At 37.1% G+C, this 21,192-nt stretch carries 20 protein-coding genes; 1 reads left to right on the forward strand and 19 read right to left on the reverse strand.

Annotated elements, in window-relative coordinates:
* Positions 1-378 precede the first annotated feature (378 nt).
* Both NSQ69_RS18970 and NSQ69_RS18975 read right to left on the reverse strand, forming a co-directional pair.
* A complete protein-coding gene (locus NSQ69_RS18970) occupies positions 379-2,055 on the reverse strand; it encodes a DAK2 domain-containing protein (protein ID WP_002128829.1) in 1,677 nt (558 codons plus the stop codon).
* A gap of 22 nt (positions 2,056-2,077) precedes the next feature.
* Entirely contained in the window at positions 2,078-2,440 is a 363-nt protein-coding gene (locus NSQ69_RS18975; RefSeq protein WP_002014507.1) for an Asp23/Gls24 family envelope stress response protein, read from the reverse strand.
* 378 nt (positions 2,441-2,818) lie between these two features.
* Here NSQ69_RS18975 and rpmB point away from each other — a divergent pair, with 378 nt between their 5' ends.
* Positions 2,819-3,007: a 50S ribosomal protein L28 gene (gene rpmB, locus NSQ69_RS18980; RefSeq protein WP_000124776.1), complete on the forward strand. Its 189-nt coding sequence runs from the start codon at positions 2,819-2,821 to the stop codon at positions 3,005-3,007.
* A gap of 73 nt (positions 3,008-3,080) precedes the next feature.
* Here the strand turns inward: rpmB and spoVM are convergent, their stop codons facing one another.
* The 17 genes from spoVM to NSQ69_RS19065 form a co-directional block, all read right to left on the reverse strand.
* Complete coding sequence (gene spoVM, locus NSQ69_RS18985) at positions 3,081-3,161, reverse strand: stage V sporulation protein SpoVM (RefSeq protein WP_001213599.1); 81 nt, start codon at positions 3,159-3,161, stop codon at positions 3,081-3,083.
* A gap of 66 nt (positions 3,162-3,227) precedes the next feature.
* On the reverse strand, positions 3,228-3,908 hold the full coding sequence (locus NSQ69_RS18990; RefSeq protein WP_002014506.1) for a thiamine diphosphokinase: 681 nt from the start codon (positions 3,906-3,908) through the stop codon (positions 3,228-3,230).
* 104 nt (positions 3,909-4,012) lie between these two features.
* Complete coding sequence (gene rpe, locus NSQ69_RS18995) at positions 4,013-4,657, reverse strand: ribulose-phosphate 3-epimerase (RefSeq protein WP_002014505.1); 645 nt, start codon at positions 4,655-4,657, stop codon at positions 4,013-4,015.
* Positions 4,658-4,659: 2 nt separating this feature from the next.
* A complete protein-coding gene (gene rsgA / locus NSQ69_RS19000; RefSeq protein ID WP_002014503.1) occupies positions 4,660-5,541 on the reverse strand; it encodes a ribosome small subunit-dependent GTPase A in 882 nt (293 codons plus the stop codon).
* Positions 5,542-5,811: 270 nt separating this feature from the next.
* Positions 5,812-7,785, reverse strand: coding sequence for a Stk1 family PASTA domain-containing Ser/Thr kinase (gene pknB / locus NSQ69_RS19005; protein WP_002014502.1), 1,974 nt, complete (start codon positions 7,783-7,785; stop codon positions 5,812-5,814).
* Positions 7,786-7,793: 8 nt separating this feature from the next.
* Positions 7,794-8,546 carry a Stp1/IreP family PP2C-type Ser/Thr phosphatase gene (locus NSQ69_RS19010; protein ID WP_002066780.1) on the reverse strand — a complete coding sequence of 251 codons (753 nt, stop codon included), beginning with the start codon at positions 8,544-8,546 and terminating at the stop codon, positions 7,794-7,796.
* Positions 8,547-8,550: 4 nt separating this feature from the next.
* The gene (gene rlmN / locus NSQ69_RS19015; RefSeq protein ID WP_002014500.1) at positions 8,551-9,639 is read right to left on the reverse strand and encodes a 23S rRNA (adenine(2503)-C(2))-methyltransferase RlmN; all 1,089 of its coding nucleotides are present in this window, start codon (positions 9,637-9,639) and stop codon (positions 8,551-8,553) included.
* A gap of 4 nt (positions 9,640-9,643) precedes the next feature.
* Positions 9,644-10,978, reverse strand: coding sequence for a 16S rRNA (cytosine(967)-C(5))-methyltransferase RsmB (gene rsmB / locus NSQ69_RS19020; RefSeq protein ID WP_002128834.1), 1,335 nt, complete (start codon positions 10,976-10,978; stop codon positions 9,644-9,646).
* The gene (gene fmt / locus NSQ69_RS19025; RefSeq protein WP_002014498.1) at positions 10,975-11,919 is read right to left on the reverse strand and encodes a methionyl-tRNA formyltransferase; all 945 of its coding nucleotides are present in this window, start codon (positions 11,917-11,919) and stop codon (positions 10,975-10,977) included. The genes rsmB and fmt overlap by 4 nt, the downstream gene beginning before the upstream one ends.
* Before the next feature lie 22 nt (positions 11,920-11,941).
* A complete protein-coding gene (gene def / locus NSQ69_RS19030) occupies positions 11,942-12,412 on the reverse strand; it encodes a peptide deformylase (RefSeq protein WP_341099607.1) in 471 nt (156 codons plus the stop codon).
* Positions 12,413-12,423: 11 nt separating this feature from the next.
* Positions 12,424-14,829, reverse strand: a complete 2,406-nt coding sequence (priA, locus tag NSQ69_RS19035; protein WP_002128835.1) for a primosomal protein N' — start codon at positions 14,827-14,829, stop codon at positions 12,424-12,426.
* On the reverse strand, positions 14,826-16,031 hold the full coding sequence (gene coaBC / locus NSQ69_RS19040) for a bifunctional phosphopantothenoylcysteine decarboxylase/phosphopantothenate--cysteine ligase CoaBC (protein ID WP_002014494.1): 1,206 nt from the start codon (positions 16,029-16,031) through the stop codon (positions 14,826-14,828). Before coaBC ends, priA begins: the two co-directional genes overlap by 4 nt.
* 197 nt (positions 16,032-16,228) lie before the next feature.
* On the reverse strand, positions 16,229-16,441 hold the full coding sequence (rpoZ, locus tag NSQ69_RS19045; RefSeq protein ID WP_002014493.1) for a DNA-directed RNA polymerase subunit omega: 213 nt from the start codon (positions 16,439-16,441) through the stop codon (positions 16,229-16,231).
* 2 nt (positions 16,442-16,443) lie between these two features.
* Positions 16,444-17,061: a guanylate kinase gene (gmk, locus tag NSQ69_RS19050; RefSeq protein ID WP_002014492.1), complete on the reverse strand. Its 618-nt coding sequence runs from the start codon at positions 17,059-17,061 to the stop codon at positions 16,444-16,446.
* 13 nt (positions 17,062-17,074) lie between these two features.
* Positions 17,075-17,338, reverse strand: coding sequence for an extracellular matrix/biofilm regulator RemA (remA, locus tag NSQ69_RS19055; RefSeq protein ID WP_001251456.1), 264 nt, complete (start codon positions 17,336-17,338; stop codon positions 17,075-17,077).
* Positions 17,339-17,405: 67 nt separating this feature from the next.
* Positions 17,406-18,281 (reverse strand): YicC/YloC family endoribonuclease, encoded by an 876-nt coding sequence (locus NSQ69_RS19060; protein WP_002088227.1) that lies wholly within the window; start codon positions 18,279-18,281, stop codon positions 17,406-17,408.
* Between the two features lie 99 nt (positions 18,282-18,380).
* On the reverse strand, positions 18,381-21,104 hold the full coding sequence (locus NSQ69_RS19065) for a calcium-translocating P-type ATPase, SERCA-type (protein ID WP_033731200.1): 2,724 nt from the start codon (positions 21,102-21,104) through the stop codon (positions 18,381-18,383).
* Between the last annotated feature and the right edge of the window lie 88 nt (positions 21,105-21,192).

The following is a 21,192-nucleotide window of genomic DNA, read 5'->3' on the forward strand; positions in this document are numbered from 1 at the left end:
TTATCCATTATTATCATTGACATCTGTAATCGCTCTCTTTCACCTTATATATTCTATCATAGGCATTCTAAGAGAAACTACTCTAATCCCTCTATATAAAGTGAAACTATAATCAGTGGGCGTTTACGGGCAGTTAATCTCCCACTTAACTTCTTTGCTCCAGCCGAATATAGGGGGTGGAAGTTTTACTGCCCACAAATAGCGGGATAAAACAAAGTTGTACAATACGTAAGAAAAGAGCCTCACTATTAGCAGCAAGGCTCTTTTCTATCATCAATATGCTAGCCTTTTGAATAAAAACTAGTAATAAACTTCATATCACTATTTCTTATCCATTAGCAAGTAAGTAACCCATTTATTTTCAAATCGAATCTTTTCTTATTCTACAGAGAAGATGAAAGAATACACCGGTTGGTTCCCTGCATGTACTTCTACTTCTGCATCTTCAAAGTTCTCTTCTACAAACGCAACTAATTTAGCCACTTCTTCATCTGTTGCATCTTCACCTTGTAGAATCGTTACGATTTCAGAATCCTCATCAATTAGCGCTTCTAGTAATTGCTTTGCAGCTCCTACTTTCTCAGCATTTGTAGATACAATTTTCCCATCTGCAATACACATGAAATCATCTTTTTGAATCGCTACACCGTCAATTTCCGTATCACGAACAGCATACGTAATCTGACCTGTTTTCACATGAGTTAAAGCTTCTTTCATGTTTTCTTCATTCTCTTCTAGCGTTCCAACTGGATTAAATGCTAACATTGCAGCCATACCTTGAGGAACTGTTTTTGAACGAATAACAATAACTTCTTGTTCTACAACTGACGCTGCTTGTTCTGCTGCCATCACGATATTCCCGTTATTTGGTAAGATGATGATTTTTTCAGCATTTGCCTCTTCAATCGCCTTCACAATATCCTCCGTACTCGGATTCATCGTTTGGCCACCTTCGATAACTTTCGTTGCACCAATGCTCTCAAATAGAGTTTTAATACCCGATCCCATAGCTACAGTTACAATACCATACGGTTGTTTCTCTATTGGCTGATTCGTTTGTTCAGGTACCATGGTAGGTTCATCTAATAAAGCAGTATGCTGTTCACGCATATTTTCTACTTTAATCTTAATTAGACTACCGTAACGTTGTCCATAGTTCATAGGATCTCCAGGATGTTCCGCATGAATATGAACCTTTACAACCTCATCATCCGATACAACAAGTAGTGAATCTCCGTACACACTAATATCTTCACGGAATTTTTGTTCAGAGAAATTATGTTCCTTCATTTTTCCAGGCTCTAATTTCACCATGAATTCCGTACAATATCCATACTTAATATCTTCTGTACTCAATTGGCTTTGTACACTACGGTGATGTTCTGCACGTACCATGTCATTCATAGATGGTTGGGCAGGCATATTAGAAGAAATCGTTTCTCCTTTTAAGTCAGCTAAAAATCCTTCATATACAACAACAAGACCTTTACCACCGCTATCTACAACGCCAACTTGTTTTAATACAGGTAATAAATCTGGCGTACGATTTAACGATGCGTTTGCTTCTTTTACAACGTCTTCCATAAACAAAACAAAGTCGCGCTGTTTTTTCGCAACTGTCACTGCATATTTACCCGTTTCTCTTGCAACCGTTAAAATCGTTCCTTCAATTGGTTTCATAACCGCTTTGTAAGCTGCCTCTACTCCTGCTTCTAAAGCTGCAGCAAAATCAACTGTCGTTAATTCTTCTTTTTGTTCAATGGATTTAGAGAAACCACGGAATAACTGAGATAAAATAACCCCAGAGTTACCACGAGCTCCCATTAATAATCCTTTGGCTAAACTTACACCGACTTTACCAGCATGCTGTGAAGGATTTGCTTTCACTTCACGTGCGCCTGAAGTCATTGATAAGTTCATGTTTGTACCGGTATCGCCATCTGGAACTGGGAATACGTTTAATGCATCAACAAGCTGAACATTATTTGTTAAATTATTGGCTCCTTGAATGATCATTTGTGATAAACGTTTTCCATCAATTTTTTGAATTGACACAGATTTTCCTCCTTAATGCACATTACAAGTTTATTACTTTAACTCCTTGTACGTAGATGTTTACAGAATCTACTGCTAGTCCTACAGTTTGATCTAATGTATATTTCACTTTAGTCTGCACGTTATGTGCTACTTCTGAAATTTTCGTACCATAGCTCACAATAATATACATATCAATATGTACTTCATCTTCATTTTTACGAACAATAACGCCTCTAGTGAAGTTTTCTTTTCGTAAAATCTCTGTTAATCCATCTTTTAACTGATTTTTTGATGCCATACCTACGATACCGTAGCAATCTACTGCGGCACCTCCAGCAATTGTTGCAATTACATCTGTACTAATATCAATTTGACCGTACTTCGTTTTAATTTCAATTGACATCTCGTTTCCCCCTTCATAAATGGTGAAAGTGAGCTAGACTACTTTAGTTACTATCATATAATCTTTTTAAAGAAAATTCCATCGTTCTTTCTTTTTCACTCTCATATTTTATGTTTTAAATTACATTTTTTTATGATGAGCAAAATAGTCCATTGTTATTATACAACATGTACCACTATAATATGTCAAGCAATTTTTCTTGATTTCACCTTTTCTTCATTGACATATAGTGTCAAGTATTTTTTCTTGATTTCTTTTTCCTACGGTGTTGCATTCTCTTTTTAGTTGTGTTAAATTATAGTAGTGTTTTTAGCATCGCATAAAAGACTAATATTGAAAAATTACGTATGTTACGGTAGTTAAGGGAGGGAAATATAAATGGCTCGTGTTTGTGCTATCACTGGAAGAAAAGCTCGTTCTGGTAACTCTCGTTCTCACGCAATGAACGCTACAAAACGTAAATGGGGCGCTAACCTTCAAAAAGTTCGCGTACGCATCGACGGAAAAGTTCAACGTGTTTACGTTTCTGCTAGAGCATTAAAATCTGGCAAAATCGAACGTGTTTAATAATAAAAAAAAGAGCCGCTAGGCTCTTTTTTTATTATACCATTGGAAAAAGCACCGGTAATAGGTGCTTTTTTTAGTCTTTTTTGAAGGTATTTAACATCGCACGAACAATTCCACCAAGAAATTTAGGTAACTTAATTGTATAAAATCTCATGGTTTCCCTCCTAATCCCCATTACTCCACTTGTTCACTATATGATGCAAGGAGCAAAATTGTTTCTTCAATCAGTGCTTCTTATCATCATTAATATGCCAGAAGTGAATGAAAAAGTACCTTTTTCCTCAACGAGTTCATTACTAATACAAAGTGTCGATCCCCACTCTATTGTTTTATTAGTAAGGGGATACTTAAAACCGTGAAGTGTAATACCTTCTACCCTTTCAGTAACTGGTACAAATGATACGTATGGAAAATGTTCGTTTCCTTCAATTATATACATACCAAACTTTTTCACCATTATTTCATTTTTATTGTCCACAATACACATTTCTATATTTACTTCTAATCCCTTTAAAAGCATCTGAATATTTGCTAAACCATGATCAAGTCTTCCACCAGTAGCACCAAAAATACGAATTAATTTTGGTTTCTGTTCTAAAGCCCAGCTAATTGCAATTTCTAAATCTGTTTGATCTTTTTCTCGCGGGACGATATGTAATTCATTTGTTTGTTGCCTCATCCATGCTAATTCCTCATCAGTAACTGAATCATAATCCCCAAACGCAACAGCCGGAGTGATTCCTCTTTTCAACAAACGGTACACTCCTCTATCAACGGCCGCCCAAACTACTTCTTCATTTTCATACCGCGAAAAATCTGCGCAGTATTCTGCAGGTCCTCCCGCTAAAATATGAATAATCATTTTTCCTTCCCCTTCTATTGTAAAAAGGCAATCTGCCATTCGGTAGATTGCCTTTCTCCTTATTTGCCACTCTAACATGTATAAATAGTGAAGTCTTAATGAACTAGAAGCTTCACTAGGATAAAGGTTCGTTCGTTCATTCTTTATCCGCGAATTACACGAATTGCTTCACCGCGGTCTTTTTGATTGTATACTGCTGATCCCGCTACAAGAACATTCGCTCCTGCTTCAATACAAAGTCTTGCCGTTTCAGCGTTGACACCACCATCAACTTCAATTTCCACTTCTAGATTTCGCTCTTTAACCATTTCTGCAACTTGTTTGATTTTCGGTAATACAGAATGAATAAACTTCTGCCCGCCAAATCCAGGATTTACTGTCATAAGTAATACCATGTCTATATCTTCTAATACATGCTCAATCGTTGAAACTGGAGTATGCGGATTTAATACAACCCCTGCTTTAATGTCATGAGATTTAATTAACTGAATTGTACGATGTAAATGAGGACACGCTTCTACATGAACAGTAATAATATCCGCTCCCGCTTTTGCGAAAGTTGGGATATAGTTATCAGGATTTTCAATCATTAAATGTACATCTAACGGTAATGATGTAATCGGACGGATTGCTTCTACAATTAATGGTCCAATCGTAATATTTGGTACGAAATGCCCATCCATTACATCGACGTGAATGTAGTCAGCTCCGCCTTTTTCTACATCTTTAATCTCTTCCCCTAATCTTGAAAAATCTGCTGATAAAATCGATGGTGCAATTTTAATCATGACTAATACCTCGGCTTTCTCTCTCTAATTTCTTCTACGAATTGTTTGTAATTCTTATAACGATATTCGGTAATCTTTCCTTCTTCAACCGCAGCTTTCACCGCACATTTCGGTTCAGCAAGGTGTGTACACCCTCTAAATTTACAGTATTGGCTCGCTTCTTTCAACTCTGGAAAACAATATGTAAGATCTTCTACCTCTATATCTATGAAATCAAGCGAACTAAAACCAGGTGTATCCGCAACAAGTCCGCTTCCAACTGTAATTAATTCTACGTGTCTTGTCGTATGCTTTCCACGTCCTAAATGTGAAGAAATATCATTAGTTTTCAATTCTAAATCTGGACGTAATACGTTTAGCATTGAAGATTTCCCAACACCAGATTGGCCTGCAACGACGGAAATACAACCTTCTAAGAATGGTTTCAGAATATCAATACTTTCCGATGTATTTATTGAAGTAAACAACACATCATAACCCATTTCACGATAATCATTTGCATAAGATTCAACAGTTTCTCTCATTTTTTCATCTACTAAATCCATCTTACTAATACAAATAATTGGTTTAATGTTATGATATTCAATTAATACTAAAAATCGATCTAACAGTCCTGGATTAAAATCTGGTTCTACCGCAGAGAAAACAAGAATAGCTTGATCAACATTAGCAATAGGAGGTCTAACAAGTTCATTTTTCCGATCAAATACTTCTAACACATAACCTTCATTCGGATTATCCGCTTGAAAAACAACTTGGTCTCCTACAAGTGGCGTAATTTTATTCTTTCTAAATACACCACGCCCACGACATTGTGTAATCCCTTCCTCATTCTGCACATAATAAAACCCACTTAGAGCTTTTACAATTTTTCCTTCTGGCATATAATTCTCCTTTATTTTGTATAAAATAAAACTGCAATTAAATATGAATAGACTAGCGTTCTTTAAACAATTAGTTCAAAGCCCACCAAATATATATCCAGGTTCATATATTTAATCTACCATCAAATTTGAAATATTATTTACAACAGTATCACTTTTACAGCTTTTTGAATCATATATTTTTGCCTGTTATACAGTCCACGATGTAGACAGCATAACAGGCAAGAGTAATAAATTCCATCTTCTATATAAGGACGATGGAATTCACTATTATTGAGCTGGATATGGTACTTCCTTGTCCATAATCGTTACTCCATCTCGGACAATTTTATAGTGTCCCTTTGCACCTTCTTGAATTACAAATTCTAAAGAAATAATCGCTGACTCAGTAATTGTTCTCGTTTCAACTGGTTTATCCATTTTTTGCTGCATATCTTCTTTATAAATTTCTATTGTTTGCGGCTTTTTCTCACCTGTTGCAGAAGCTTCATATGGGATAGAAATGTTATCCACTTTTACCGTTTTCGTCACTTTAGGCTTCGGACCATCGGAGATAACAATCGATACTTTATCTCCTTCTTTTAAAGGTGTCCCAGGCTTTGGTAACTGTGAAATAACAAGACCTTTATCAACCGTATCTGAATACTCTCTTTTTATATCAGAAACAAGCTTTCTTTCATTTAAATAACCTTTTACACTATTTTCAGTCCATCCTGAAAAATCACCTGGTCTTATTTGATAAGGTCCTTTACTTACCCAAATTTTCAGTTCTTGTTCTGTCTCTATAACCATTTGATCAGGCGTTGGTATTTGCTCTACAATTTCACCTTTCGGCTTATCATTTTCAATATAATTTATTGTAACTTGTTTATATTCTTCTTCTAACTCAGCTCTTATACTCTCGAAATCTTTTCCTGTCAAATCACGCATCTTACTTTTCTTTTTCCCACCTGATTGATAGATAGTAATTTTAGAGTTTTCTTTCACTACTCTTCCTGCTATAGGATCTGTTTTTATCACTTTTCCGGCTTCAACATCATCTGTATATACAAGATTAGGTTCAGTAACTTCAAAACCTTTTTCAACTAATGTATTTACAGCTGTCGTATATTTCATACCAGCCACATCAGGAACCTTCACATCTTTCGGAATAAAGAAGCCTGGAATAACAGTAAGTGCTAATGTTATCCCTATCGCTAAAAGTAAAAATGTTGTAATTAAAACTTTCAGCCATTTATTATTTCGCTTTTTCTTCTTACCTGATTTGGTCTCTTCTTTTCTTACTTGTTCATCCACTTTACTTCCTTTTAATACAATCGTTTCATCACTTACATTTTGAAATAGTTGTTCTTGTTGAATAATTGGAATCGCTTTCGTTGCTTCCATATCTTCTGGTATGTAAAATGGTTGTTCATTTATTCGTTCTGGGTATAGTGCTGTTTCAATATCTCGTTTCATCGCGTTAGCAGATTGATATCGATGGAACGGATCTTTCGCAGTTGCCTTTAATATAATATTTTCAACACTTTGTGGAATATTGTCATTCCATCTTTTTGGAGATGGCATTTCATTTTGTAAATGTTTTAACGCAATTGCAACAGCAGATTCACCAGAAAACGGTTGTCTTCCTGTTAACAATTCAAACATAACAATCCCAAGTGAATAAATATCTGATTGTTTATTCGCTATACCGCCGCGCGCTTGTTCTGGTGATAAATAATGCACCGAACCGAGCACCGAATTTGTATGTGTAATTGTTGCTGCACTTGTAGCTGTCGCAATTCCAAAGTCTGTTACTTTGACCACTCCGTCATCTCGAATCAAAATATTGTGCGGTTTAATATCACGATGTACAATCTCAAAATGATGGGCGTGTGCCATAGCGGACGTTAACTGCTCCATTATATCAAGAGCCTCTCCTATCGGTAACATCCCTCGATCAATTATGTATTGCTTCAATGTTCGTCCAGGTACATATTCCATTACAAGATAATATATATCATCCTCTTCCCCAACATCATACATATTCACAATATTTGGATGCGACAACGTTGTAACAGATTGCGCTTCTCGATGGAAACGTTTAATAAACTCTTCATTATTTGAATAGTCGAGTCTTAATATTTTTACCGCTACATCTCGGCCGAGTATATCATCATGAGCTAAATATACATTGGCCATTCCTCCACCGCCAATCATTTTCAGCAGCTTATAACGGTCATTTAAGCGTTTTCCAATCAGCACGTTGCACTTCACCTACTTTCGTTTGTCGAATCCGTATAATCAATAATAACGAGGGTAATATTATCTTCTCCACCACGATCATTTGCTAATTGAATGAGATGCTCTCCCTTCGCCTCGAGCTGTTCATTCAATTGTAAAATTTGTTGCATATCAGCAATAGAAACTTTGTTAGACAATCCATCCGAGCAAAGAAGTAATTGATCATCTTCTTCAAGCACCAATGTTTTAACATCTAATCCAACTGTTTCTTCATTTCCTAATGCTCTTAACAAAACATTCTTTTTCGGGTGATATTCTGCATCTTCCTTTGAAATTTCGCCATGTCTTACAAGTTCATTTACAAGCGAATGATCTTCCGTTACAAGCGTCATTTTCCCCTCTGATACCATATAACAACGACTATCTCCTATATGACCTATCGTCACAAAATTCGATGTACAAATGGCTATTATAAGTGTTGTTCCCATGCCATTACATTCTGCATGCTGCTGAGAGTAAGCATATATGCGCTCATTAATAATTCCAACGTTAGTATGTAACCACTTTTCTACCTTTTTAGGCTCATTCATATTATGCGTTTGCTTCCAATAATCATGGAATAATTGAATAGCCATCGAGCTAGCTACATCGCCAGCTCGATGACCTCCCATTCCATCTGCTACTACCGCTAAAATATTTCCATCTAAATTGCGAAAAACTCCTGCACTATCTTCATTATGTTGACGAACTTTTCCTTTATCCGATAGAAACACGGCTTTCATCTAGTCACCTCGTCTCTTCTTTGCGCTCCTTTGCACGCAACTGACCGCAGGCTGCATCAATATCATGACCTTGTTCACGGCGAATGGTTACATTCACTCCACGATCTTTTAGCGTCTTTTCAAATAAGAAAATTTGCTCTCGTGGCGTACGTACATAATCACGTTCTGGCACGTAGTTTACCGGAATTAAGTTTACATGACATTTTACACCTTTTAAGAGCGCAGCAAGTTCTTCAGCGTGCTCAACTTGGTCATTTTCTCCTCCAAATAAGCCATATTCAAATGTAATACGACGCCCTGTTCTATTTACATAGTATTTAACAGCTTCCATTAAATCAGGTAGCTTATAAGCACGGTTGATCGGCATTAATTTTGAACGTATCTCTGTATTTGCAGCATGCAATGAAATCGCAAAATTAATTTGCATATCTTCTTCAGCGAACTTATAAATTTTTGGAACAATTCCACTTGTTGAAACTGTCATATGTCTTGCACCAATATGAATTCCTTTTTCATGATTTACAATGCGTAAGAATGACATTAAGTTATCATAATTATCAAATGGCTCTCCAATTCCCATAACAACAAGAGAACTTACACGTTCTTCTGTTTCATCAAGCGCACGCTGAACTTCTACTACTTGCGCTACAATTTCTCCAGCCTCTAAGTTTCGTTTTAACCCACCAAGTGTAGAAGCACAGAACGTACAGCCAATGCGGCAACCCACCTGTGTTGTTACACAAATGGAATTTCCATATTCATGTCGCATTAGTACAGTTTCAATAGAGTATCCATCGTATAACTGGAATAGGAATTTAATCGTTCCATCCGAAGACGTTTGTTTTACTAAAGTGTTTAAAGTAGTAATATCAAAGGAATTCGACAATTTATCGCGCAATCCTTTAGCAAGGTTTGACATATCCTCATAATTTTTTACACGTTTTTTATATAGCCAATCAAAAATTTGTCCTGCACGGAACTTAGGTTCTCCTTGTTCCTTTAACCAATCTTGCATTTCATGAAGTTGTAAAGAATAAATTGATGGTTTCTTTGTTTCTAGATTTTTCTTTTGTTTTTTTACAGTCGTTTCCATGATGCTACACCTTCTTTCTTAAACAAGCAATATAAAAGCCATCTGTTGCAAAATAATGCGGTAAAATTCGTACTTGACCTTCATCAATATACGGATTTAACTTTTCTGGCATGCGATCTTTTATCGTAGTATCCCATTCAAATTCAGGATGCTCTTGTAAAAATTGCTTTATTACTTGTTCATTTTCTATTTTTTCAATTGTGCACGTACTATAAACAAGGCGACCACCTTGTTTTAACAATGGTGCTATTTTTTCTAGTATCGCAAGTTGAATCGTTGATAACCTTTCACTATCGCCCTTATCTTTACCTAACTTAATATCAGGTTTACGTCTAATAACACCAAATCCAGAACATGGTGCATCTACTAATATTTTGTCAAAAGATTCATTTGCAAAATGCTCTTGAACTTTTCTAGCATCTAAAGCCATCGTTTCTACATTTTCTAAACCAAGTCTCTTCGCCTGTTGTTCAATTAAACGTACTTTATGTGCGTGTAAATCAAGCGACATTACCTTACCAGTTCCGTCCAAACGCTCTGCAATATGAGTTGTTTTTCCGCCAGGAGCAGCACAACTATCTAGAACTGTATCTCCTTTATTCGGTTCTAAAGCACGTGCTACAAGCATTGAGCTTTCATCTTGAATAGAAAGGAAACCTTTTTTGAACGCTTCTGTATGTGCGACATTTCCTCTTTCAATTTGAATTGCATCCTCTGACAATTCACCACGTTTTGCTTCTATACCCTCATCAGCTAATAACGCAACCGCTTCTTCTACCGTTACTTTATCAACATTTACACGTGCTGTTGGTACAGGTGGCAACATATTTACTTCACACATTTTCTCTGCTGTCTCTAAACCATATTCGGATGCCCATTCTTGTACAAGCCACATTGGATGACTCGTTGCAATCGCAAGACGTTCTACTGGATTTTCGATTTCTTCTAACGAAGGTACACCTTCTCGCTGAATTGAACGCAATACTCCGTTCACCATGCCTGAAATCCCTTTATGCCCACGACGCTTTGCAATCTCAACTGCTTCATGAATAGCCGCTCTTTCTGGAACTCGGTCTAAATATAGCATTTGATATAGAGATAGGCGAAGCAACACTCTTACCCACGCTTCAACCTTTTTTCTTAAAAATGGTTGTAAATAATAATCTAGTGTGTCACGACGTTGAATTGTTCCATATACCATTTCAGTTAATAAACCAATATCTTTTCTGTCAATTGTATTTTTTTCAATCAAATTATTTAAAAGTAAGTTGCTATATGCACCACTTTTTTCTACTTGAATTAAGCCATCCAGAGCTAACTCACGAACATTTTGTCTCATGCATTTTCTCCTAACTTCGTACCAATTTCAGGTTTTGTTCCACGTAAAAATTGTGAACAACTCATACGCTTTTTACCAGATGGTTGCAATTCAGTGATTTTAACGCCTGTCTCGTTCCCTGTTGCAACAACAAATCCATCTTCTTCAAGAGCTACTATTGTACCTGGTTCAGCTTTCTCTGTAATAGAGACCTTCTCTCCCCACCATACTTTAATAACTTGTCCTGCCAAAGTCGTATAAGCAACTGGCCATGGATTCAATCCGCGAATGTGATTGTATACTTCTTCACCTGTTTTTGTCCAATCAATTATCTCTTGCTCACGTTTTATATTATATGCAAACGTCACTTCAGCTTCACTTTGTTTAATTGGTTCTAGTTTACCCTGAATTAGTAAAGGAACCGTTTTAGATAACAGGTGTGCTCCTGCTTCGCTTAACTTATCAAATAATGAACCTGTTGTTTCACGCTCTTCAATTTCTACTTCTACTTGCGTTAATATATCGCCCGCATCTAATTTTTCTACCATATACATAATTGTAATACCTGTTTTCTCTTTACCTTCCATGATCGCATAATGAATTGGTGCACCACCGCGAAGTTCTGGAAGTAATGATGCGTGGACATTAATACATCCATACTTTGGCGCTTCTAAAATTTCATTCGGTACGATTTGTCCAAATGCTGCTGTTACAATTAAGTCTGGCTCTAGTGCTAATACTTTTTCATATTCGTCTTTTTCACGAATTTTTAACGGCTGTACTACTGGAATACCATGTTTCTCCGCTTCTACTTTAACAGGAGTAGGTGTTAAAACCTTTTTTCTACCAACTGGACGATCAGGTTGCGTTACAACACCAACTACGTCATATCCGTCCTCGATAAGACGACGAAGCACCGGCACAGAAAAGTCCGGTGTCCCCATAAATACTACTTTCATCATTCAAAAACCGCTCCTTTTAAACCTATTCTAATTCGCCTGCTTCATAATACCTTTTCACTTTAGATGTAAATAAAACACCGTGTAAATGATCGATTTCATGCTGAATTGCACGCGCTAAGAAGTCATCCGCTTCTAATAAAAATATTTTACCGCGACGATTTTGTGCACGTACTTTAATGTAATCTGCACGCTCCACTTCACCATAAAGTCCCGGAAAGCTTAAGCAGCCTTCGGGACCTACTTGTTCACCACGTTTTTCTAAAATAACAGGATTAATTAATTCAATTTTACCTGTATCATCACCTATATCAACAACAGCAACTTGTAAGCTTATACCCACTTGTGGCGCAGCTAAACCAACTCCGTCTGCAATTAACATTGTTTCATGCATATCTTTTAACAATTTCACTAACTTTTTATCAAAGTTAATTACTCTTTCGCATGGTGTTTCTAACACTTCATTTGGATGCTTTACAATTTCTAAAACTGCCATATTTCCCTCCGCTACATTAACATTGTTGGATTAAAATCAATTGAGATTTGTAGCTCTTTTTGCATTTCTGCTTGATAATGTTCATTTACCATTTTGAGCACGTTCTTTAAGTTTGGTTCCCGTTTGTATTTTATCATGCATTGGTAACGATATCTATCTTTTATCCTTGGAATTGCTGAAGCAACCGGCCCTAACACCATTGTTTGCCTTGAACAATGCGTTCGTAAATGACCGACAATTTTTTCCGTCACTTGGACTGCCTTTAATAACTCCGGATGAGATACAGTTACAAGTACAACGTAGTAATATGGCGGATATTGTCTCATTTGCCTCATTTGCATTTCGTGCTCATAAAATACATCATATTGTTGATTCTTTGCTAATTCTACACTGTAATGTTCCGGCGTATACGTTTGAATTACAACTTCACCTGGCAATTCATGTCTTCCTGCACGTCCACTCACTTGTGTCAATAGCTGATACGTCTTTTCACTCGCCCGAAAATCAGGTAGATGAAGCATCGTATCCGCCGTTAAAACGCCAACAAGCGTCACCTTCGGAAAATCAAGCCCTTTTGCAATCATTTGTGTTCCAAGTAATATATCTGCTTTCTCTTCACCAAACGCCTTTAATAATTTTTCATGCATTCCTTTACGGCTTGTTGTATCCACATCCATTCGAATGACCCGCGCCTCAGGGAATAGTTTTGTGATTTCTTCTTCAACCTTTTGCGTCCCTGTACCAAAGAAACGAATATACGTACTATTACAAGCAGGACACTCCGTTGGCATATTTTCCTCATGACTACAATAATGACACTTTAAACGATGGTTCATTTTGTGATATGTCAACGAAATATCACAATGCGGACATTGTACGACATACCCACAATCACGACACATCACAAACGTAGAATGACCCCTTCTATTTAAAAAGAGAACCATTTGTTCTTTCTTTTCTAATCGATCTGCTATTTTTTCATGCAGTGCCTTTGAAAACATTGAGCGATTTCCATCACGAAGCTCTTCACGCATATCAACAATTTCTACAGTCGGCAAAGCTTGTTTGTTCATACGTTTTTCCATTGTAAGCAACCCATAGACACCTTTTTTCGCTCTAGCAAACGATTCAAGTGTCGGCGTTGCACTTCCGAGAACGATTGGACACTTATGGTATTGTCCTCTCCACACTGCTACATCTCTTGCATGATACTTTGGGTTATCCTCTTGCTTATAACTTGATTCATGCTCTTCATCAATAATAATGATTCCTAAATTTTCGAATGGAGCAAAAATAGCTGAACGCGCACCAACTACAACTTTCACTTCTTTTCTTAATATCTTTCGCCATTCATCATATTTCTCGCCAACAGAAAGCGCACTGTGAAGAACTGCAACTTGCGAACCGAACCTACCTTTAAAGCGATCTACCATCTGGGGCGTTAGCGCAATTTCAGGAACAAGCACAATTGCTTCTTTTCCTTTCTCGAGCACCGCTGCTATAGATTGTAAATACACTTCAGTCTTACCACTTCCTGTAACACCATATAGTAAAAATGGATTGTAAGTTTCATTTGTAATTGATGACAAAATCGGTGTAATTACTTGTTTTTGTTCCTCAGTAAGCGGAAATGGTTTCGTTTGTTCAAAATCATCATCGTCATACGGACTCCGGTATACCTCTACATACTTTTCTGAGATTAGACCCTTTTTAACAAGTGCTTTTATTGGAGCATCTGTTATTTGTAATTCTTCTGTTAAATTTTTTAACGGTACACTTTTGTAGTTTTCTACAAAATAATAGAGTACATCTTGTTGTTTTTTACTTTTCAGTTCAAATGCTGCTAATTCCAATTTATCTGCCGGCAACTCCGGTTGAACTACTCTTTGTTTCTTCTTCTGCACTTTATCCTTTACTTGATAAACCACTTCAGTCGTACCATTTTTAATTTCTTGTTGAATAGTGCGATATAGGTGCGGCTGTGCTTCGATAACTTCCCAATCTATCGTTTCCTTCCCTTGAAATAAAGAAAGAATTTCTGGTGCTACTTCTTCTCGGTTACGAAGTTGCAGACGCTTTTTATATGTTGCTTTAATCGCCGTCGGAAGCATCACCTGAAAAGCTGAAATCATATAACATAACGTTTCACTTGTAAGCCAATACCCAAGTTTTAATAATTCATCATTTAAAACCGGAGTGACATCTAATATTTCATACAACGCTTTTAACTTTTTACTTTCTAGTTCAACCGAATCCTTTATGCCAATAATAAAACCTTGCAATTTCCTCGGACCGAATGGGACTACTACACGCATTCCTGTTTGCACGATATCTTCCCATTTTTTAGGGATAATATAATCAAACGGTCGATCTGTTTGACGTGCAGGTACATCAACAATTACACTTGCAAACTTCATACATAATCATCTTCTAACATCATTTCTATTTGCTTTAATATTTCACGAGCCACTTCTTTCTTCGTTAAAAGTGGCAGCTCAATGATTTCTCCATCTTTTCTATACATTGTCACAATATTTGTATCCGTACCAAACCCAGCTCCTTGCGCTTTCACGTCATTCGCAACAATCATATTTGCATTTTTCTCACGTAATTTTCTCGTTGCGTATTCCTCTATGTTTGTCGTTTCAGCTGCGAAACCGATAAGTAACTGTCGGTCCTTCTTCTCACCTAACGTTTTTAAAATATCCACTGTTCTTTCTAATTCAATTACAGCATCGCCATTTTTCTTTTTCATTTTATTATCATGAACATATTTCGGACGGTAATCTGCAACGGCTGCTGTTTTGATGACAACATCCACACTCTGATAATGCTGAAGGACTGCCTCTAACATATCTTGTGCAGATTCCACTTGTATTGTTGTGACATGTAATGGTGACTCTAATGCTGTCGGTCCTGACACAAGTATGACATCAGCACCTAAGCCTGCTGCAACTTCTGCGATCGCATACCCCATCTTTCCAGAAGAAAAATTCGTCATAAAACGAACCGGATCAATCTTTTCACGTGTCGGTCCAGCTGTTATTAATATTCGTTTTCCTTGCAATGGTTGTTGTTCCGAGAAAGCCTCTTCTAATCGTCCAATAATTGCTTCAGGTTCTTCCAGTCTTCCTTTTGCTACATAACCACATGCTAAAAAACCTTCCCCAGGCTCAATAAATGTATATCCTAATGTTTTTAACGTCATCATGTTTTTTTGAACAATTTTATTTTCATACATATGCACATTCATAGCAGGTGCAATCCACACTGGAGCTGTAGTAGCTAACAAAGTAGTTGTAATCATATCATCAGCAATACCGCCAGCTAACTTTCCAATGCAATTAGCTGTAGCAGGTGCAACAAGTACAACATCTGCCCAATCCGCTAAATCAATATGAGCAATAACAGCGGAGTCTCTCTCATCAAACGTATCCGTATATACATCATGGCGAGAAAGTGCTTGAAATGTAAGAGGCGTAACAAACTTCATTGCCGACTCACTCATCATTACTTTTACAAGAGCGCCAGCTTGTGTCAATTTACTTGTTAACGCAGCCGCTTTAAAAACTGCAATGCCTCCTGTTACACATAGAAGTATCTTTTTCCCTTTTAGCATATGACTCGTCCTCTTTCTTTTTCAAACTTATTCTACTGAAATAGAATTTCCAGCTCGTCAGTACCAGTATTTCGTTCCGTCTTTTTCGATTCCTTTTCATCCCTATCGTAAAAAAATAACAACCTACTTGTAAATAGGTTGTTACCGTTACATAGAAAATTATAAAGTCTATGTTTTAATTTGTCGAAAAGAATGTCTTAATCAATTATTGTGTCATCGCTTGGTACATATTTTAATACTTCTAAATCGATTTCTTCTAATGCTTTACCTACACATTTATAAGAAACAGGCTTTTCAATAACACAATTGTCAGCAATTTGCATTTCACGTGCACGCTTTGCAGCTACTGTTACAAGTGTATATTTAGAATCGATTTTTGTTAATAATGAGTCAATTGATGGATTTAACATAATTATAGACCCTCCGTCATTTCTTTATAGTATTTTGCCACTCTTTCGCGGCGGCAATGTTCACCAACCACAATTGCTTTAATTCGGTCGCAAGCTAATTCAACTTGATCGTTTTCTACAACATAGTCATAAGCGTCCATCATTTCGATTTCTTCTTTCGCTACAGTTAAACGATTTTCAATAACATCTTCAGTTTCTGTACCACGGCCGACAATTCGGTTCTTTAGTTCAGATAAACTTGGAGGTGCTAAGAAAATAAATACACCTGCTGGGAAGGCTTTCTTAACTTGAATTGCTCCTTGCACTTCAATTTCTAAGAACACATCTTTTCCTTCTTGTAACGTTTTTTCAACATAATCAATCGGTGTTCCGTAATAATTACCAACGAACTCAGCCCATTCAAGTAACTTTTCATTACGAATCATTTCTTCAAATTCTTCTCTCTCTTTAAAGAAATAATCCACACCATCTACTTCACCTTCACGCGGTTTACGTGTCGTTACTGAAATAGAGTACTGAAAACGTGTGTCTTCATGGCTAAACAGCTCTTTTCGAACCGTTCCTTTCCCGACACCAGAAGGTCCCGAAAGAACGATGAGCAATCCTCTTCTACTTCTCATAAATATGTAAAACCTACCCTTCCTCACTTAAATCTTCTTTATTATTCAAACGATGTGCAATCGTCTCTGGCTGAATTGGACTTAATACTACATGCCCATCATCCATAACAATAACCGCCCTTGTTTTTCTCCCATACGTAGCATCAAGCAAAGCATTATGTTCACGCGCTTCCTGTACTGTCCGTTTAATAGGAGCTGACTCCGGACTTACAATAGCAATAATTCGATGAGCAGATACAATATTTCCGTATCCAATATTTAAAAACCGCATGGCCATAGTTTGCGCCTCCTAGTAAGTCTATCCGATTTCTCCACCACGTATAACTTTATATATTTTTTGAAAGCTACTCAATATTTTGTACTTGTTCACGAATTTTTTCAAGGTTATTTTTCATTTCTACGACATATTTTGAAATTGTTAAGTCATTTGCCTTAGAACCTATCGTATTAACTTCCCTATGCATCTCTTGCACGATGAAGTCCATTTTCCTTCCAACAGGCTCTGTAATTTGCAGTGCTTCACGAAATTGATCTAAATGACTTTGTAATCGAACTAATTCTTCGTGAATATCTGAACGCTCTGCAAATATTGCTACTTCTGTCAGCAATCGTTGTTCATCTAAATCTTGGTTATGTAATTCTTTTAAGCGATTTTCTAATCGTTCACGATATTTTTGTGTAACAATTGGTGCATGTGGAATAATTGCATTTACACAATTATGAATCTCTTGCAAACGATATGCTATATCTTTATGTAATCGTTCTCCTTCGCCATCTCTCATCGTTTTCAACATATGAGCAGCTTGACGAACAGCTTCATATAAACCGGTTTCAAATTGTTCATTTACATTTTCTATTTCTTCAACTGCCGTTACTTCTGGCATTCCCATTAGTTGCCCGAGTGTAATAGAATCTTGTAATTGAAATTTCCCTTTTATATCTTCCATAATGGATTGGTACTGCTTGAGAAGTTCCCAATTCACAGTTAGTTTTCTTTCAACAAGCCCTTCGCCTGTTATACTAATAGACACTTCAATACGTCCACGGCGAACTTGCTTTGCAATTATTTTACGAATCTTGTCTTCAAACGCCATCATTTGCTTCGGAAGCCGAATACTCATTTCTAAAAAACGATGGTTCACCGACTTCATTTCTACTGTTATTTGAAAAGTATCGTTTTCTACCTTCGATCTTCCAAATCCTGTCATACTACAAATCATCTTTATCACATCCAAGCCATGAAATAACTCAATGAAAAAGGCAATAGAGATGCGACTCTACTACCTTCTGTAAATTATATCATATTTTCATATCATTGACTATTTCAAGTTTAATCCCTTCTTATATAACAGCTGCTTTTTCTTTTTCCCCTTTTTTCTTGTTAATAAGGATCCTACTAATAAGAAGGTCGGAATAGATGATAATCCTCCAATTAACAACCAATCTCGTGCTTGTATCGGCATTGTGCTAAAAATCGGCTGTAATGGTGGATAATATATAACTACAAGCATTAACAGTAAAGAAATAATAACCGCCCCTACTAAATATATATTTCCAAACGGGTTGCGGTGAAATATAGAATGTTCACTACGACAATCAAATACATGAATAAGCTGAGCCAGTACTAATGTTGCGAAGGCTACCGTTTGTGCATACTTCAATTCATTCGGATGCTGGTTAAATGCAATAATAAACGCTACTAATGTCACTGCTCCGATTAAAAAACCACGACTTATAATTTTCCACGCAAGCCCTCTAGCGAACACCCCTTCTTTCGGATGGCGTGGTGTTCTCTTCATCACATCTCCTTCAGCCTTATCCAAACCTAATGCCATCGCTGGTAAACCGTCAGTAACTAAGTTCACCCATAAAATTTGAATTGGAACCATCGGCAATGGCAGTGCAAGTAACATCGCAAATAACATAACTAAAATTTCACCAACGTTAGATGCTAACAAATACCGAATAAACTTCCGAATATTTTCATATATGTTTCTACCTTCTTTAATCGCCGATTTAATCGTAGCAAAGTTATCATCTAACAACACAAGTGAAGAAGCTTCTTTTGCAACATCTGTCCCTGTAATTCCCATCGCAATCCCTATATCAGCTGTTTTAATAGCTGGAGCATCGTTCACTCCATCACCTGTCATAGCTACTATATGTCCCTTATTTTGCAGCGCCTTAACGATTTTCAATTTATGCTCAGGAGACACACGAGCGAATACATACGTATCTTCTACAATATCTTCTAATGCCTCTACATCCATATTCGTAAGTTCTACACCTTCAACAACGCGTCCACCCGCCGGTAAAACCCCTAGCTGTTCCGCAATTGCCATTGCCGTCACTTTATGATCTCCCGTAATCATTACCGTTCTAATACCAGCTTCCTTACACTCTTTCACCGCTTGCGCCACTTCTAGTCTTGGCGGATCTATCATTCCTTGTATTCCAACAAGCATAAAATCCTGCTCGACTTCTCTTTCATGTTCAATTGAATCTGTAGCTTTTAACGGTTTAAATGCCACCGCAATCGTTCGTAAAGCTTGACTTCCTAAACTATGAATCGCTGCCTGCACTTCTTTTCGATACATTTCACTTAAAGGCTGCTGCTTATTTCCCCACAAAATTGTTTGACTCATCTGCAAAAGAACATCTGGTGCTCCTTTTGTAATAACAAATTTTTTACCTTCACGATCACGAACGATAACGCTCATCATTTTTCTAGTTGAATCAAAAGGAAATTCACGAATGACTTCAAACTTTCCTTTAAGAGCTTCACGTGATATTCCCGCCTTCATTGCAGCAGCAACGAGAGCTCCCTCTGTTGGATCTCCATCTAACACATACGTCTTTTTCTTTTGAATAACATTCGCATTATTACATAAACAGCCAAATGTAAGTAGTTGATACAGTGATTTCGTCTTAGTAGGGTCAATTACTTCTTCACCTTTCATAAACGAACCTGTTGGCTCATAGCCTTGACCTGTTACTTTCCACAATTCTCCGCCTGACCACATATGTGTTACCATCATTTTATTTTGTGTCATTGTTCCTGTTTTATCTGAGCAAATAACAGAAGCACAGCCTAACGTTTCTACAGCTGGCAACTTTCGCACAATTGCCCTCTTTTTAATCATACGCTGTACACCAAGTGATAGCGCAACCGTAACGATAGCTGGCAATCCTTCTGGAATAGCTGCAACAGCAAGCGAAACCCCAGCCAAAAACATGTGATACACTTCATTCCCTTGATATACACCAGCTAGTACAACAAGAGCCGTCAAAATAAGAGCAACAATAATTAAAATTTTTCCAAGCTGTTCTAATCTTCTTTGTAATGGCGTTTCCATTTGCTCAGCATTTTGCAACATATTTGCAATTTGCCCCATAGCTGTATTCATTCCAGTTGCTACGACTACCCCTGTTCCAGCACCTCTCGTTATCATCGTCCCCATAAATGCCATGTTTTTTTGATCACCAATTGAAACATCTTGACCTTGTAACGCATCTACCTTCTTTTGTACAGGCAATGACTCTCCTGTAAGAGCCGATTCTTCAATATATAAACTTGAAGATTCCACAAGGCGAACATCCGCGCCAATACGGTCACCACTAGAAAATTTAATAATATCACCCAGTACAAGCGCTTTTGACGGCGCTTTTATCCACTTCCCATTTCTTAGTACAGTAACTTGAGGAGCTGCCAATTCTTTTAAAGCTTCCAACGATTTTTCAGCTTTCCTCTCTTGGAAGAAACCGAGGACACCATTAATAATAACAATTGCAACAATTGCAATCGAATCAATATACTCTCCTAAAAAAGCTGAAATAATTGTAGCACCAAATAAAACAAGTACCATAAAATCTTTAAATTGCGCTAAAAACACCATAAGCGCAGAAGGCCGCTTTGCTTCTTGCAATTCATTTGTGCCAAATTTCTTTAATCGGCCCTCTGCTTCTTGCTCTGTAAGACCTACCTCCACATTCGTATTCGTTCTTTCCTCCACTTCATGTGCTCGCATTTCATACCAGTTCATCCTGCCATCGACCTCCTGATTCCAGACATACTCTAATGAAAGCTTATTCAGCCTCGTCCAAAAAAATGCTATAATTAACTTTTAGTTA

This window comes from Bacillus sp. FSL R10-2201 (genome assembly GCF_038008665.1).
Taxonomy (GTDB): Bacteria; Bacillota; Bacilli; order Bacillales; family Bacillaceae_G; genus Bacillus_A; species Bacillus_A mycoides.